The 15393-nt window shown below is 56.6% G+C and carries 19 protein-coding genes and 1 riboswitch; of the genes, 15 read left to right on the plus strand and 4 right to left on the minus strand.

The features are described from left to right. The first annotated feature begins 140 nt into the window (after positions 1-140). Together AB5Y84_RS14710 and AB5Y84_RS14715 are read left to right on the plus strand one after the other, a co-directional pair. On the plus strand, positions 141-905 hold the full coding sequence (locus AB5Y84_RS14710) for a hypothetical protein (RefSeq protein ID WP_005337161.1): 765 nt from the start codon (positions 141-143) through the stop codon (positions 903-905). Further along, positions 899-1453 carry a VOC family protein gene (locus AB5Y84_RS14715; protein ID WP_368177244.1) on the plus strand — a complete coding sequence of 185 codons (555 nt, stop codon included), beginning with the start codon at positions 899-901 and terminating at the stop codon, positions 1451-1453. The genes AB5Y84_RS14710 and AB5Y84_RS14715 overlap by 7 nt, the downstream gene beginning before the upstream one ends. 145 nt (positions 1454-1598) lie before the next feature. Here AB5Y84_RS14715 and AB5Y84_RS14720 read toward each other — a convergent pair whose 3' ends face one another. Beyond that, entirely contained in the window at positions 1599-2822 is a 1224-nt protein-coding gene (locus AB5Y84_RS14720; protein ID WP_368177245.1) for an MFS transporter, read from the minus strand. 95 nt (positions 2823-2917) lie between these two features. On the opposite strand from AB5Y84_RS14720, the gene AB5Y84_RS14725 reads away from it, so the two are divergent. Both AB5Y84_RS14725 and AB5Y84_RS14730 read left to right on the plus strand, forming a co-directional pair. Further along, complete coding sequence (locus tag AB5Y84_RS14725; RefSeq protein WP_368177246.1) at positions 2918-3793, plus strand: LysR family transcriptional regulator; 876 nt, start codon at positions 2918-2920, stop codon at positions 3791-3793. Between the two features lie 63 nt (positions 3794-3856). Next, positions 3857-4813 carry a LysR substrate-binding domain-containing protein gene (locus AB5Y84_RS14730; RefSeq protein WP_368177247.1) on the plus strand — a complete coding sequence of 319 codons (957 nt, stop codon included), beginning with the start codon at positions 3857-3859 and terminating at the stop codon, positions 4811-4813. A gap of 81 nt (positions 4814-4894) precedes the next feature. Here the strand turns inward: AB5Y84_RS14730 and ribA are convergent, their stop codons facing one another. Continuing rightward, positions 4895-5488 (minus strand): GTP cyclohydrolase II, encoded by a 594-nt coding sequence (ribA, locus tag AB5Y84_RS14735; protein ID WP_005351157.1) that lies wholly within the window; start codon positions 5486-5488, stop codon positions 4895-4897. Between the two features lie 248 nt (positions 5489-5736). Here ribA and cmk point away from each other — a divergent pair, with 248 nt between their 5' ends. The 6 genes from cmk to pyrF all read left to right on the plus strand — a co-directional run bounded on the left by cmk (position 5737) and on the right by pyrF (position 10910). Further along, positions 5737-6429: a (d)CMP kinase gene (gene cmk, locus AB5Y84_RS14740; protein ID WP_139411978.1), complete on the plus strand. Its 693-nt coding sequence runs from the start codon at positions 5737-5739 to the stop codon at positions 6427-6429. Positions 6430-6523: 94 nt separating this feature from the next. Continuing rightward, a complete protein-coding gene (gene rpsA, locus AB5Y84_RS14745) occupies positions 6524-8194 on the plus strand; it encodes a 30S ribosomal protein S1 (protein ID WP_005337148.1) in 1671 nt (556 codons plus the stop codon). A gap of 92 nt (positions 8195-8286) precedes the next feature. Then, positions 8287-8571 (plus strand): integration host factor subunit beta, encoded by a 285-nt coding sequence (gene ihfB / locus AB5Y84_RS14750; RefSeq protein ID WP_005299934.1) that lies wholly within the window; start codon positions 8287-8289, stop codon positions 8569-8571. Between the two features lie 158 nt (positions 8572-8729). Next, a complete protein-coding gene (locus AB5Y84_RS14755) occupies positions 8730-9014 on the plus strand; it encodes a LapA family protein (RefSeq protein WP_005337143.1) in 285 nt (94 codons plus the stop codon). 9 nt (positions 9015-9023) lie between these two features. After that, positions 9024-10190 carry a lipopolysaccharide assembly protein LapB gene (gene lapB, locus AB5Y84_RS14760; protein WP_368177248.1) on the plus strand — a complete coding sequence of 389 codons (1167 nt, stop codon included), beginning with the start codon at positions 9024-9026 and terminating at the stop codon, positions 10188-10190. Between the two features lie 18 nt (positions 10191-10208). Further along, entirely contained in the window at positions 10209-10910 is a 702-nt protein-coding gene (gene pyrF, locus AB5Y84_RS14765) for an orotidine-5'-phosphate decarboxylase (RefSeq protein WP_368177249.1), read from the plus strand. On the opposite strand, the gene rrtA is transcribed toward pyrF, so the two are convergent. Further along, positions 10885-11478 (minus strand): rhombosortase, encoded by a 594-nt coding sequence (gene rrtA, locus AB5Y84_RS14770; RefSeq protein ID WP_368177250.1) that lies wholly within the window; start codon positions 11476-11478, stop codon positions 10885-10887. The genes pyrF and rrtA overlap by 26 nt on opposite strands. On the opposite strand from rrtA, the gene AB5Y84_RS14775 reads away from it, so the two are divergent. From AB5Y84_RS14775 to AB5Y84_RS14795, 5 genes are all read left to right on the plus strand, one after another. After that, the gene (locus tag AB5Y84_RS14775) at positions 11477-12100 is read left to right on the plus strand and encodes a tRNA-uridine aminocarboxypropyltransferase (protein WP_368177251.1); all 624 of its coding nucleotides are present in this window, start codon (positions 11477-11479) and stop codon (positions 12098-12100) included. The genes rrtA and AB5Y84_RS14775 overlap by 2 nt on opposite strands. A 20-nt stretch (positions 12101-12120) precedes the next feature. After that, on the plus strand, positions 12121-12828 hold the full coding sequence (gene queC, locus AB5Y84_RS14780) for a 7-cyano-7-deazaguanine synthase QueC (protein ID WP_368177252.1): 708 nt from the start codon (positions 12121-12123) through the stop codon (positions 12826-12828). A 61-nt stretch (positions 12829-12889) separates the two neighbouring features. Then, entirely contained in the window at positions 12890-13561 is a 672-nt protein-coding gene (gene queE / locus AB5Y84_RS14785; protein WP_069555736.1) for a 7-carboxy-7-deazaguanine synthase QueE, read from the plus strand. A gap of 1 nt (position 13562) precedes the next feature. After that, positions 13563-13793 (plus strand): DUF3820 family protein, encoded by a 231-nt coding sequence (locus AB5Y84_RS14790; protein ID WP_005337126.1) that lies wholly within the window; start codon positions 13563-13565, stop codon positions 13791-13793. Next, complete coding sequence (locus AB5Y84_RS14795; RefSeq protein ID WP_368177253.1) at positions 13790-14365, plus strand: cob(I)yrinic acid a,c-diamide adenosyltransferase; 576 nt, start codon at positions 13790-13792, stop codon at positions 14363-14365. The genes AB5Y84_RS14790 and AB5Y84_RS14795 overlap by 4 nt, the downstream gene beginning before the upstream one ends. A gap of 69 nt (positions 14366-14434) precedes the next feature. On the opposite strand, the gene AB5Y84_RS14800 is transcribed toward AB5Y84_RS14795, so the two are convergent. Beyond that, positions 14435-14839: an H-NS family nucleoid-associated regulatory protein gene (locus AB5Y84_RS14800; protein ID WP_075115902.1), complete on the minus strand. Its 405-nt coding sequence runs from the start codon at positions 14837-14839 to the stop codon at positions 14435-14437. A 302-nt stretch (positions 14840-15141) separates the two neighbouring features. After that, positions 15142-15313: riboswitch (Lysine riboswitch) on the plus strand. Positions 15314-15393 lie beyond the last annotated feature (80 nt).

Raw genomic sequence — 15393 nt, forward strand, 5'->3', positions numbered from 1 at the left:
CTGATCCTGCAATCTCTCCCTGAGACCGGGGGCACAGCTTGGTGACAAATCGTGGGCAAGGGGGGATCTGCAGGCTACCTTAAGTGGGTAAGCTGTTGTAGGATCACGCAATTGGATAGGAACAGGGGTTTGGACATCCTATGATTTTAACTTTGGTATTGCTGTCTATCGGCGCACTCCTGTTTTTGGTTATCGCCTATAACGTGGTGCAGCAATATAAGCAGAAGGCAGAGGCGGACAAGCGTCACGCCGTTGCCAGACACAAGACGGTGGCCGACGAGACCGAAGAGGTGCTGCTGAACGTCAATCTGGTGCCTTTCTCCAAGAACATGGTGTTGCTGTTGCAGCACCGGATCCTCGATGCCTATCGCGCTATCGCCCAGGTGATGCCGAACAATCAGATCAAGCAGCGCATCGTCGATGTGCAGACCCAGATCAAGAATGTGCAGGAGAACTACAGCGTGCAGGATGAGGGGCAGTTCAAGACCCCGGAGTCCGATCGTCAGGCGATCCAGATGCTGCAGCTGGTCAAGAAGATGCGGGCCGTGCTGCGGGTCGAGCACAACAAGGGCAAGATTGACCCTCAGGGGTTTGCCCAGGAAGAGCGCCGCCTCGAGCTGATGCAGCTCAAGATCAACATCTCCAATCTGGTCAAGCGGGCGATGGATGCCCGCATTCAGGGCCAATATGGTACATGCCGCCAGCTCTATACCAAGGGTCTGTCGGCCATGGCGAGCGTGGGCGACAAGGATCCCTATCTGCTGGCCCGTGAAGAGGATATGCGTCAGGGGCTCAAGGAGCTTGAAGAGCTGCAGCAGCAAAACAGCGCGCAGGATCTGCAAAACATCAAGGACAAGGAAGCCGACGAGCTCGATGTCCTGTTTCAACCCAAGAAGAAATGGTAAGCATGTCCCACCCACTCGATTCCACACTGGGGCCAATGGCCCCATTTGTTTTTCAGCTGTTGGCCGAACTGGCCGCCACTGGCGTCACAATTTCCCGGCCAACGGTCGATCACCTCTGTTATCGGGCGGCTACCCTGCAGGAGTACCGCGCGCTATGTGCTGTGCTAGCTGAGGCGGGCACCTTGCTGGTGGAGAGTATGATTGGCGGGCGCCCTATTGCGACTTATCAGTTGCATCAGCCGCTGTTGGCTGGTGAGGTACAGGTACCCTGTATCGAGCTGGCTGCACCGAAACCGGGTCGCGTCCATCAGGCTGGGCTGGAACATATCGAGCTGGTGGTCGCTTCACTGCAAGATCTGGTAGTGCGCTATCCCGAGCAGCCATTCAAAACCGGCAACATGCAGGATACCCGAAACCCCGATATTGGCCTGATGTTGCCCTCCGGCCAGATCAAGTTTCACCTGCGCCCGCTGGCTGAGGTGATCGCCGAAGAGGTGGCGACCGGTGCTGTGGTCGCGGTGCCTGCGGATTATTTCGATCAGGAGTGATCCTGCGTTCAATGCGGTGCGAGCCTGACAGGCTCTTGAATAACGCAGCAAAAGGGGTCACCGGTGTGACCCCTTTTGTTATCTGGCGGTGCTGGGTTGCGAGATCGCCATCTGCTCGTGGGTGACCCTGTTTGCGCTGAGCCCGTTACCCGTGTCGGTGGGGTTGCTGGGCGGGCAGTGACGATTGGCTTCGCTGCTTGAGACGGCCGAGCCAGAGGCTCAAGCCTGCCGTCAGGATGAGGACCAGTTCAATTCCCATGACCAGACCGCCCAGCTCGCCTTGCTCCCAGAAGGGGTGCAGGTAAAGTCCCCCCAGACTCGCCCCCAGATAGTAGGCTACCAGATAGAGGGATGAGGCGAGGGCCCGGTTGTGTTCGACATGATGACCCACCCAGGCACTGGCGCAGGCGTGTGCCAGGAAAAAACCGAAGCTGGAGACCAGCAAGCCACTCAGGATCCCGAGCAGGCTAGCTTGCAGCAGCCACAGACTGCCGAGGGCCATCAGGGCGATCCCGACCAACAGCATCCGTTGTGCCCCCCAGCGGTTGGCAAAGCGGCCGCTCAGTGAGGAGGCCACCGTCCCCGAGAGATAGGTGAGAAACAGCATGCCGAGCCACTGGGTGGGCAAGGAGAAAGGAGGCTTTGCCAGCAGGAAGGTGAGATAACTGAACTGGTTCAGAAACACCATAAAGTTGAGCCCGCCGATAAGGTAAGCCCCTACCAGCAAGGGATTGGTCAAGTGTTGCTGCAAGGCGCGGGCAAATTGACCGCGAACCGGGGCGCTCGCCACAAAGCGGGTCTGATGGGGCAGCAGCCAGAAGACCAGCGGCAGCAGCGACAGGCTGATCACACCGATCCCCAGAAAGGTATGCTGCCAGTCGCCAAACCAGCCCGCCAGCAGGCCACCGACCACCCGACCGGCAATGCCTCCGAGGGAGTTGGCGGCAATATAGACCCCCACCGCCGAGAGCAGCGCCCGTTTGCTGAACTCTTCCCCCATATAGGCAATCGCAGTGGCTGGTAACCCGGCCAGCAGCGCGCCCTGCAGGATACGCAGCAGCAGCAGGGAGCCAAACTGCTCAACCAGCGGGATCAACAGTGAGAGCAGGATCGCCAGGGTGAGGGTACCCAGCATGACCTGCCGACGGCCATGGCGATCCGCCAGTCTGGCGCAGATCAGCAGGGAGGCGGCGAGGCCAGCAGTGCATCCTGCCAGGGTCCAGCTGGCCGAGAGGGAGTTGACCGAGAAGACCTCGGCAATCAGGGGTAACAGGGGATGGGTCTGGTAGAGGTTCAGAAACACCAGAAAAGAGCCCAGGCTGAGGGCCAGGGTTGCACGTATCCACTCGCGACTTCCAACTTCAATCATTGTGTATTGTCCTGACTACTTTTGGTCAGGGTAGAGTCCTTACGGTTATAAATATAATATATTTAAGTTATCCATCTCATAAGATGAATTGATACATGGATCTGAAACAGCTCACCTATCTGCTGGCGGTCAGGGATGCCGGCTCATTTACCAAGGCAGCCAACAGTCTGCATGTGGCACAACCGGCCATCAGCATGGCCATCGCCAAGCTGGAGCAGCAGCTCGAATTGAGGCTGTTTGATCGACAGGACCGGGCGGTACGGCTCACCCCGGAGGGAGAGGTGCTCTGTCGCCATGCCGAGCGTCTGTTGCTGCAGATGCATCAGGCCGAGGCCGAGATGGCCGAGCTCAAGGGGCTGGAGCGGGGGGAAGTGCGGATCGGGATCCCCTACATGATGGGCTCCTACTATTTTCCCCCTCGTCTGATGGCCTTCAAGCACCGCTACCCCGGCCTCAAGATCCGGGTTGAGGAGGCAGGCACCCGTGAGCTGCTCAGCCGGATGGTGGATGGCTCCCTCGATCTGGCCATTCTTATCACCAGTGATCTCCCCCCCGCCATCGAGGGGGCGCATCTGCTGAGCGAAGAGATGTTGATGGTGGTGGGGGACGATCACCCCCTGCGCGGTGAACCAGCTGTCACCCTCTCGCAGTTCTTTGCTCAGGAGCTGGCGCTGTTTCGCCGTGGTTTCTACCACCGGGAGCATATGGAGGCGCTGGCCCAGAGCCTGGGCGTCGAACCCGATATCGCCTTCGAGAGCAATCTTATCCCTCTGCTCAAGGCGGTGGTGCGGCAAGGCTTTGCGGTGACCACCTTCTTGCGGATGGTGCTGGAAGAGGATCCGGATCTGAGTGGCGTACCCTTCGACCCGCCCATCTATCTCGATCTCTGTGTGGCGTGGCGGCGGGGTGATCCGCTCTCCATGGCCAATCGTGCCTTGCGCGATTTTCTACTCAAGGATCGTCCGGCCTGATGGCGGCGGGCCATTGCTGAAAGTTTGTTACTATTAACGGTGGGTTCGCTTGAGGGCTACACCATGAAATTGCAGCAATTGCGCTATATCGTCGAGGTGGCGAACCACAGGCTGAATCTGTCGGCCACCGCCGAGAGCCTCTTTACCTCCCAGCCCGGGATCAGCAAACAGGTGCGGATGCTGGAGGATGAGCTGGGGATCCAGATCTTCGAGCGCAGCGGCAAACACCTGACCCAGATCACCCCCATCGGTCGGGATGTGATCAAAGTGGCCGCCGAGGTGTTGGACAAGGTCGCCACCATCAAGGTGATGGCCAGGCAGCATGTGCATCCGGAGCAGGGAACCCTCACCATTGCCGCTACTCATCTGCAGGCCCGTTATATTCTGCCCGCCATCCTCAAGGGTTTTATGGCCCGCTTTCCCAAAGTTGCCGTAACTGTGATGCAGGGGAGTGCGACGCAGTGCCGCGCAGCCGTGCATGATGGCGCTGCCGATCTGCTGCTGGCGGATGAACCGGAGGATGGGAGCGATCTGCTTGTGCTCCCCTCTTTTCAATGGCAACGGGGCTTGGTGCTACCCAAGGATCATCCGTTGGCCAAAGCAACATCGCTGACTCCGGCTGAGCTGGTGGAGTTTGCATTGGTGACCGATGGAAGGGCTCTCTCCACAGTTCATGGCACTGATTGCGTTCATGCCGAGAGCCGGATCTCCTGCTGTGCGAGCGACAGCGATGTGCTCAAGACCTATGTCAGACAAGGAATGGGCATCGGGGTGATGGCAACTTTTGCTTGGGAGCCCCAGCGCGATGGCGATCTGGTGCTCAAAACGGCGCCCTGGCTACCAGGCGGTGTGGCCGCTATCGGGTTGCGCAGAGGGGCATTTTTATGTGGCTATCTCTACGATCTGATTGAACGTCTCGCGCCGCAATTGACCCACGAGCGGGTCGATCAATACTGCGCGGCCCGCACCGGCGAAGAGCTTGAAGCTCTGCTGGCCAATCTGACCGTACCACAGCGATAGCCAGGGTTGATGTGTGGTCGTCCCAAGAAAAACGCCTCCCAATGGGAGGCGTTTGACTATCTGTCATTCGTCAATGCAGGCTCACTTCTTCAGCATATGATCCAGCTTGTTGGCCTTGGTCGACAGATAGAACTCGTTGTGGGGATTGCGCCCTTCCTGCAAAGGTACCCGTTCGGCCACCGGAATACCGAAGGATTCCATCGCTTTCATCTTGCGCGGGTTGTTGGTCATCAGTTTGAGAGACTTGACCTCAAGCTGCTTGAGCATATCGGCGCAGATGGTGTAGTCGCGCATATCGGCGGCGAAACCAAGGGCCACGTTGGCTTCCACGGTATCGGCACCCTGATCCTGCAGGTGATAGGCGCGGATCTTGTTGAGCAAGCCGATGCCACGGCCCTCTTGACGCACATACAGCAACACGCCACGACCGGCTTTGGCGATATTCTCCATGGCCGCCTGCAACTGGAAACCGCAGTCACAACGCAGGCTGAACAGGGCGTCGCCGGTCAGGCACTCTGAGTGGATCCGGCCCAGCACGGGCTCGTCACCGGTAATGTCGCCCATCACCAGTGCGGCGTGGTCTTTGCCTGTGCCGGTTTCCTGAAAACCTACCAGCGTGAAGGTGCCCCAGGGGGTTGGCAATTTGGATTTGGCCACGAGGGTAACGCTGCTCATAGGTTGCTCCTTACTACTAACGGCTCAAAAAAGGGGGCCAGTTTAGCGCGCCTTGTCAGGAACGACCATAAGAACAAGTCCCTGCATTGCTTAATGAAATCTCCAAATGAGATACAAGCACAGCTGTCCGGCGGGGTTTTGGCCCTTTGTGCGGATTGATGACTGCCAGGCTCACCACATTCGGGTATAATCGGCGCCCATTAACCCACCCCTTCGGGATGGGAGCAACACAGTGCAGGAGAGAAGTTATGCCTCAGATGGCCCCCGTAATGACAATTGATGGCCCCAGTGGTGCAGGTAAAGGCACCTTGTGTCAGCTGCTTGCTGAGAAGCTGGGTTGGCACTTGCTGGACTCGGGCGCCATCTATCGGGTGTTGTCCCTGGCCGCCCTGCATCACGATGTAGAGCTGGACAGTGAAGCCTCACTGGTGCCGCTGGCCGCCAATCTGGATGTGCAATTTCAAGTAGAAGGCGATTTGGTCAAGGTGATCTTGGAAGGGGAAGATGTCTCCCGCACCATCCGCACCGAAGAAGTGGGTAATGCTGCCAGTAAAATCGCTGCCTTCCCCCGGGTGCGCGAAGCCTTGCTGCGCCGTCAGCGGGCATTTCGTCAGGCCCCGGGTCTGATTGCCGATGGTCGTGACATGGGCACAGTGGTTTTCCCCGAGGCCGAGGTGAAGATTTTCCTCGACGCCAGTGCCGAAGAACGGGCCCAGCGTCGCTATAAGCAGTTGCAAGATAAGGGCTTTGATGTTAAGTTTGAGCGTCTTTTAACCGAGATTCGGGAACGTGACGATCGCGACAGAAATCGCGCCACTGCACCCCTGAAACCGGCAGAAGATGCTCTGGTGGTAGACTCTACCGCCATGACCATAGATGAAGTGCTGGCAACAGTACTCGCCTATGCAGAGCAACAACTTGGCGATGCCAGCGCAAGCTGACATCCGGTCGTCTGCACCAAGGATGGCGCAGATTATTTAAAACAGCCCCGCTTGTGCCGGATTGCAAGTGGATGTTTCATTTGTGACATAAACAATGATCGAATCTTTTGCTCAACTCTTTGAAGAGTCCCTGAACGCCGTTGAAACCCGTCAAGGTTCCATCGTCAAGGGTACTGTCGTTGCTATCGAGAACGGTTTCGTACTGGTTGACGCCGGTCTGAAATCCGAGTCCGCTATCCCGGCTGAAGAATTCAAGAACGCCATGGGCGAGCTGGAAATCAACGTCGGCGACACCGTTGACGTGGCTCTGGACTCTATCGAAGATGGTTTCGGCGAAACCAAGCTGTCCCGCGAGAAAGCCAAGCGCCACGAAGCCTGGCTGCAGCTTGAGAAGGCTTACGAAGAGCAAGCTACCGTTATCGGTATCATCAACGGCAAGGTCAAGGGTGGTTTCACCGTTGAACTGAACGGCATCCGTGCCTTCCTGCCGGGTTCTCTGGTTGACGTGCGTCCGATCCGTGACACCGCTCACCTGGAAAACAAAGAACTCGAGTTCAAAGTCATCAAGCTGGACCAGAAGCGCAACAACGTTGTTGTTTCCCGTCGTGCCGTGATCGAGACCGAGAACACCTCCGAGCGCGAAAGCCTGCTGGCTAACCTGCAAGAAGGTCAAGAAGTTAAGGGTATCGTCAAGAACCTGACCGACTACGGTGCATTCGTAGATCTGGGCGGTGTTGACGGCCTGCTGCACATCACCGACATGGCGTGGAAGCGCGTTAAGCATCCTTCCGAAATCGTCAACGTTGGCGACGAGATCGCTGTCAAGGTTCTGAAGTTCGACCGCGAGCGTACCCGTGTATCCCTGGGTCTGAAGCAGCTGGGCGAAGATCCCTGGGTTGCTATCGCCAAGCGTTACCCGGAGACCACCCGTCTGTCTGGCCGCGTGACCAACCTGACCGACTACGGCTGCTTCGTTGAAATCGAAGAAGGCGTTGAAGGCCTGGTACACGTATCCGAGATGGATTGGACCAACAAGAACATCCACCCGTCCAAAGTTGTTAACGTTGGCGACGTGGTTGATGTGATGGTTCTGGACATCGACGAAGAGCGTCGTCGTATCTCCCTGGGTCTGAAGCAGTGCAAATCCAACCCGTGGCAGCTGTTTGCCGAAACTCACGCCAAAGGCGACCGTGTTTCCGGCAAGATCAAGTCCATCACTGACTTCGGTATCTTCATCGGTCTGGATGGCGGCATCGACGGCCTGGTTCACCTGTCTGACATCTCCTGGAACAACCAGGGCGAAGAAGCCGTGCGTGAATTCAAGAAAGGCGACGAGATCGAAGCCGTTGTTCTGCAAGTGGATCCGGAGCGTGAGCGCATCTCCCTGGGTGTCAAGCAGATCGAAGAAGACCCGTTCAACAAGTACCTGGCTGACAACAAGAAAGGTGCTATCGTGAAGGGTAAGGTTACCGAGGTTGATGCCAAAGGTGCCGTTATCGAACTGGCTGATGGCGTAGAAGGCTACCTGCGTGCCTCCGACGCTGCTCGTGACCGCGTAGAAGACGCCACTCTGGTGCTGTCTGTTGGTGACGAAGTTGAAGCTAAATTCATGGGCGTTGATCGTAAGAACCGCACCGTAAGCCTGTCTGTCCGTGCTAAGGACGAGGCTGATGAGCGTGTTGCTATCGATAACCTGAACCAGCAAGAAGAAGTTGTGTTCAGCAATGCTATGATGGAAGCGTTCAAAGCCGCCAAGGGTGAGTAATCCTTGATGCAAGAAAAGGGCGGCATTGCGCCGCCCTTTTTTATCCTGGCAAAATGAATATTGCATGTGATCGGGGAAGGAGATTTAACGTTATGACCAAATCAGATCTCATCGAACAACTGGCAGCCAGCCGCATGCATATGCCGGCCAAGGATGTCGAAGCCGCCATCAAGGAGATCCTTGAGCAGATGGCGTCGACCTTGCAAAACGGCGACCGGATTGAAATCCGCGGATTTGGCAGTTTTTCACTGCACTATCGTGCGCCCCGTGTGGGCCGCAACCCCAAGACTGGGGACAAGGTTGAACTGACCGGGAAATATGTCCCGCACTTCAAACCAGGTAAAGAGTTGCGCGAGCGCGTCAACATCATTGAATAATGCAGAAATGGGCATACCTCGGGTATGCCTTTTTTCTTTTTGGCACCGATTCCTGTGCCAATCGTCTTGTTTCTTAAACTCTTTTCCCATTCACTCTAGAGTCTGCCTGTGATTTTAAGGATAATCAGCCTCTCATTAGATACTGACAGGGAGCTCTTATGAAGCGTATTTTGGCCCTCATTCCGCTGGTGCTGGTGTTTGTTCTGACCCTGGCGCTGGGCTCACAAAATGGCCAGCTGGTTCAGTTCAATTACCTGATCGCTCAGGGTGAGTTTTCGCTTGCCATGCTGTTGGGCTTCTTCTTCGCTGGCGGTTTTTTGCTGGGCTGGCTGGTATTCGGCCTGCTGTTTCTGCGCCTGAAAATGCAAAACCGCACCCTCAACCGCACCATGCGTCGTCAATCCCGCGAGTTGGAGCTGGCCCGGTCACCGGGTAAGGAATAATGTTCCTCAATGCTTGAACTGCTTTTCCTGCTGTTGCCCATCGCCGCCGGTTATGGTTGGTACATGGGTCGCAGGAGTGTTCGCCAGGACACCCAAAAACAGAGTAACCAGTTTTCCCGCCAGTATGTGGCGGGCCTCAACTATTTGCTGTCCGATGAATCCGACAAGGCGGTGGATCTCTTTATCCAGCTGCTTGAGGTGGACAGTGAAACCATCGAAACACACCTCTCCCTCGGCAACCTGTTTCGCCAGCGTGGGGAGGTTGATCGTGCCATCAAGATCCACCAGAACCTGGTAACCCGCCAACTGACCCGGGAGCAGCGCCAGCTTGCCCTGCAGGAGCTTGCGCGCGACTTTTTGGCTGCTGGCCTGCTGGACCGAGCGGAAGCGCTCTGGAATGAGCTGTGTGATGACAGCGACTATGAAGAGACGGCGCTGGCACAGCTGTTGATCATCCATCAGCAGTTGCGGGATTGGGATAAGGCCATCGATGTGGCGGTTCGTCTGCAAAAATTCCAGGGCAAGAAGCTGGCCGACCCCATCTCCCATTTCTATTGCGAGCAAGCCGAGCTCGCGCTGCGTGAGGGCAATAAAGGGGAGGGGCTGGCCAAGCTCAAACGGGCGCTCAGTATCAATCCGGCATGTGCCCGGGCCAGTTTGCGCCTCGCTGAGCTCGCCATGGCAGAGGGGGAGTATGAGCAGGCCAGCAAGGAGCTGCTGCGGGTGTTCGAGCAGGATATCGACTTTGCCTCCGAGGCAATGCCCAAATTGCTCGAGTGCTATCAGCAGTTGGGCCGTACGCCTGCGTTGATCCCGCTGCTTGAGAAGGCAGTGGAAGATCACGCCGGTGTCAGCGTGACCCTGGCCCTTGCCAAGCTGGTTGAAGAGCGTGATGGCCTGAGCCAAGCCCGTTCGCTGGTGTTGCGTCAGCTGCGTCGTCATCCGTCGATGAAAGGTTTTTACCAGCTGGTGGGTTTTCAGCTGGCCAGTGCGGAGGAGGGGCCTGCCAAGGAGAGCCTCGAACTGCTGCAACAACTGGTCGGCGAGCAGATCAAAATCAAGTCAACCCACAAGTGTCGGCAGTGCGGCTTTGCCACTCACTCGCTGTTCTGGCAGTGCCCGTCTTGTCGCCAGTGGGGTTCCATCAAGCCGATCCGTGGTCTGGACGGTGAATAACAAGCAATAGGATGTGAGATGCAAGATCCCAAAGTACTGGTAGCGCTGGATTATCAGCATGAGGCAGATGCCTTAGCGTTCGTTGAACGTATCTCTCCGGCCCAGTGCCGTCTCAAGGTAGGCAAGGAGATGTTTACCCTGTTTGGCCCGCAGTTTGTACGCCAGCTGGTGGCCAAGGGATTCGATGTCTTTCTGGATCTGAAGTTTCACGATATTCCCAATACCGTTGCCAAAGCCGTGGCAGCCAGTGCCGAGCTCGGTGTCTGGATGGTCAACGTGCATGCCAGTGGTGGTGAGCGGATGATGCGTGCCGCCAAAGAGGCGCTACTGCCTTATGGCGACAAGGCCCCCCTGCTTATCGGCGTGACCGTGCTGACCAGCATGGAGCAGTCCGACATGCTCCCCCTCGGGTTGGATGTGAGCCCGGCCGAGCAGGTGATCCGGCTGGCTACATTGACCAAAACATCCGGTCTGGATGGGGTGGTCTGCTCTGCCAACGAGGCCCATGAGCTTAAAGCCTTGCTGGGTGATCAGTTCAAGCTAGTGACCCCGGGTATTCGCCCGACCGGTTCAGCGGCCGGGGATCAGCGCCGGGTGATGACACCGAAAGCGGCGGTCGAAGCGGGGTCCGATTATCTGGTTATCGGTCGCCCCATTACGCAGGCTGCCGATCCGGCCGCCATGCTGGCCAGCATCAATGCCGAGCTGGCTGGTGCGTAACAGGCTCACTCAGTGATACGCGGTGCAGGCCGAGCAACAGGCCTGCACCGGCCCCGATAAGATGAGAGCCGATGTGTACCCTGGCATTGATCAGTGTAGCGATCGGGCTCTCTCCCGCGTTGTAGAAGTCCATCGCCAGCTTGAGCCCCATCCCCGCTAGCAGCAGCCAGCCCGACGTGCGGCGTCCGTGGCGGATATCCTGCATTGCCCCCCAGACAAACAGGCCATGCAGCGAGCCTGATAGCCCCATGTACCACTGGGTCTGCGGGCACCACCACCAGATCCCCAAGCCCACTGCCAACCAGAGCAGCAACATCAGCAGCGGCAGGCGAGCCCCACCCAGATAGTCGCGAAACAGGCTATAGAGGATGGCGAGGCCGCCCAGATTGAGCAGCAGGTGCCACAGATTGGTATGAGCCAGATTGCCTGTTATGATCCGCCACCCTTCGCCCCCGGCGATCAAGGGCCGCTCGAAGGAGAGCTGAAGATTGGGAACGGTAAAGAAGAGTAGCAAGCTGGTGAGAGAGAGCGTGATAACCCAGAGCAATCCAGATTTGTCTGACAACATGAAACAGTCCAACGACAAGAACAGTCGATACTGTACACGTTGCACCCGAGCCCTCAAAGCCTGCCTGTGCGATTATATTGTGCCGGTTGACAATCACACGCCCCTCTACATCTTGCAGCACCCCAACGAGGTGGCACATCCCAAGGGGACCGCGGCACTGCTGGCGGTCTCTTTGCAACAGTGCGAGATCCATGTGGGGGAGGACTTTTCCCGCGATGAGTGGCTCAATGGGTTGCTTGCAGATCCTTCCCGTCGCTGCTATCTACTCTGGCCAGATGAGGATGCCATTTCGCTGACCGATCTTCGCCAACAGTGGGAGAGTGAATCCTCTAGCTCCGCATCCGTCGCCTTTATCTTGCTTGACGGCACCTGGCGCAAAGCCTATCGCATGTTGCAGAGCAACCCGGCACTGGCCCGCTTGCCCTGCATCGGCATTGGTGCCATTGCCGGTCAATATGCCATTCGAAAGAAACCCTTTCCCGATGCCCTCTCTACCATAGAGGCGGGCTATCACCTCTTGTCCCGGTGGGAGGGGAGGCCGGAGCGCTATGCGCCCTTGCTGACCCTGTTCAATCGGTTGAATACCCAGTGGCAGGACTTTGTCGAAGGCCGCCGCGGGTGACAATTCAAGGAGTTATCAAGATGAAAAAAGCAGTTGTGGTTTTCAGCGGTGGTCAGGACAGCACTACTTGTCTGGTGCAGGCATTGGCTCAGTATGATGAAGTGCACGCCATCACCTTCGACTATGGTCAGCGCCATCGGGAAGAGATCGACATCGCGCGCCGTCTGGGCAGTGCACTGGGGATTGCCGCCCACAAGGTGATGGATGTAACGCTGCTCAATGAGCTGGCGGTCTCTGCCCTGACTCGTGACGACATTCCTGTCAGCTGCGAGCTGCAGGATAACGGGCTGCCCAACACCTTCGTACCGGGCCGCAATATCCTGTTCCTGACCCTGGCCTCCATCTATGCCTATCAGGTGGGCGCCGAAGCGGTGATCACTGGTGTGTGCGAGACCGACTTCTCCGGCTATCCCGATTGCCGTGACGAGTTCGTCAAGGCCCTCAATCAGGCGGTGTCGCTGGGGCTGGATCGCGGCATCCGTTTTGAAACTCCCCTGATGTGGCTCGACAAGGCCGAGACCTGGGCACTGGCGGATCACTATGGTCACCTCGACACGGTGCGCCAGCAGACCCTGACCTGCTACAACGGCATTGCCGGTGACGGCTGCGGCACGTGTCCTGCGTGTGAACTGCGCCGTCGCGGCCTGAACAACTATCTGGCCGACAAGGCGGGCATCATGGCCAGACTATTTGAGAAAACCGGGCTGGGCGAGAAAAGCGCAGAGTGAGCCTGCGTCTTGCCGTGGCTTGGGGTATAATCCGCGACTTTTGCAACAAGCCGTGATCGAGATGCACTACCCAATCAACGAGATTTTCCAGACCATCCAGGGGGAGGGTATCTTTACCGGCCTGCCCGCCATCTTTGTTCGCCTGCAGGGTTGCCCGGTGGGCTGCCCCTGGTGCGATACCCGTCATACCTGGGTTGTTGATCCGGCTCGTGAAGTGGGTAAGGCGGCGGTACTGGATCGTTCCAACGAATCCGATTGCTGGAGCCAACTCAGCACAGCGCAGATTATCAAGAGCTTTGGCGATCTGGGTTATCAGGCGCGCCATGTGGTGATCACCGGTGGCGAGCCCTGCCTCTACGATCTGCACGAACTCTCGTCAGCATTACTGGCGGCGGGTTATCAGGTGCAGATTGAAACCAGTGGCACCAGCGAGATCAAGACTCATGAGCAGACCTGGGTAACAGTCTCCCCCAAGATCGGTATGAAAGGGGGGCTGCCTGTGCTGGTCTCGGCGCTGGAGCGTGCCAACGAGATCAAGCATCCGGTGGCCACCGAGCACCATATTGAAGAGCTGGATGCGCTGCTCGCTACCGCTACCCTGCGCCCGGACGTGGTCATTGCCTTGCAGCCGATCAGCCAGAAACCACGGGCCACCCAATTGGCGATGGATACCTGTATCGCGCGTAACTGGCGACTCTCAATCCAGACTCATAAATATCTGGATATCGATTAATATGGATTGGCTATCCGACGAACAGGTACTGCTGACCCTGACCAACAAGATGCCTTACGGTAAATATCAGGGTCGACGTATCATCGATATTCCCGAGCCCTATCTGGTGTGGATGGCGCGCAGCGGTTTTCCGGCGGGTAAATTGGGCCAGACGCTAGCGTTGGCTTACGAAATCAAACTCAATGGACTCGAGTCCATGATTATTCCCATTATTAACAGGATGTCGGTATGAGAATATATACGAGGCAGGGCGACAAGGGCATGACCCGGCTGGCCGATGGTATCCCATTGCCCAAGGATCATTTGCGGGTCGAGACCTACGGTTATATCGATGAGCTCAACTCCCATATTGGCTTGCTGATTTGTGACGTCCCATCGCAAGAGGTCGGCTTATTGGCTGATTTACAGCTGTTGCAACAGGAGTTGTTTGATCTGGGGGGGGAGTTGGCATTCTCCAGCGATGCCCAGAATGAATCGATTTGGCAAGTTAATGCCGCCTGGATCACTCGCCTTGAACAGCAGATAGATCGTTATAGCGAGCCATTGCCGCCGCTGCGCCAATTTATATTGCCCGGTGGTTCCCGTGCCGCGGCGCAAGCACATGTGGTGCGTACTCTGGTGCGTCATTGCGAGCGTTTGCTGCTGACATTGAGCCGGGAAGAGCGGGTCAATCCCAAGGTGCTGCCCTATCTGAACCGGATGAGTGACTGGTTCTTTACCGTTGCCCGCTATCTCATCTGCGTGGCAGGGGATCGTGAAGTGCTATGGGTCAAGGCAGCAGATCGCCCGCAATCAGCTATCTGATATTTCACGTTTAAGCGGCAATAAAAAACCTCGCCTTGGCGAGGTTTTTTATTAGCAACGAGATTGAGATCAGATAGCAAAGTCTTCCAGTGATTTGCCTGCTGCCACTGCGCTGGCAATGACCGAAGGCATACGGCCCTGGCCGGTCCAGGTTTTCTCTACGCCATTATCCTGATAGCGATATTTGGCCGGACGTGGCGCCCGCTTGGCTTTTTCTGATTTGCCGGGGTTGGTAGCGACAGCGCTTACCAATTCTGCCGGGTCAATACCGGCTGCTTTCAGCATTTCGCTATATTCGTTAATTTTCCGCAGATGCTCTTCACGGGCTTGGCGCTCGGCAGCTTCATCCTGCTGACGTTCAGCAACGATAGTAGAGAGTTTTTCCAGTGCCTCTTCCAGTTGTTCCAGAGAAAGCTCGCGGCAGGTCGCACGCAGACTGCGGATATTAAGCAGTACCTTTAAAAATTCATTCATAGGAGTTACCACGTCGAGTCAGAGAAAAATATTATGTTCCAGCAGATTCTTGCTTGGTGATTTAAATAAGTCAAGCCGGGTTAAATATAATATCCGTGGGGAACATCAATACAGATATTTAATATGGCCTGCAATAGGCTTGGTGATTGGATGCCAATGAAGCCGCAGTAGGTGAAAATAGCGTCAAAGCTGGCGTTGTTGCATCATTTGACTACCATTTTCCGACCTTGATATGTTTATCGTGACTATTTAATCAAAAAACTTGCTATAAGCTGCCATCTCGATAAAATGTGCGGCGAATACCTTTAAGTAGAGGCGCGCTGCCTATGAGTATTTGTGCGGAGGGTGATGCCTGTGATGCACAAGGAAAGGAGTCAGCGCCGAAGTGGCTAGGCCATCATACCGGGCTGCTGGTTCTGCATCTAATAGGTGCAGGACTGCCATAGTCATCCACTATGGAGCGCTACCTGAAGGGGCTGAGGAGTATGACCTCCCCATAGGTTTTGTTTCTTTAGATCCTCTCGGTAGATCTCCACCTGTAATCTTTAGGTGCA

Source organism: Aeromonas sp. s11 (genome assembly GCF_040907945.1).
Lineage (GTDB): Bacteria > Pseudomonadota > Gammaproteobacteria > Enterobacterales > Aeromonadaceae > Aeromonas > Aeromonas veronii.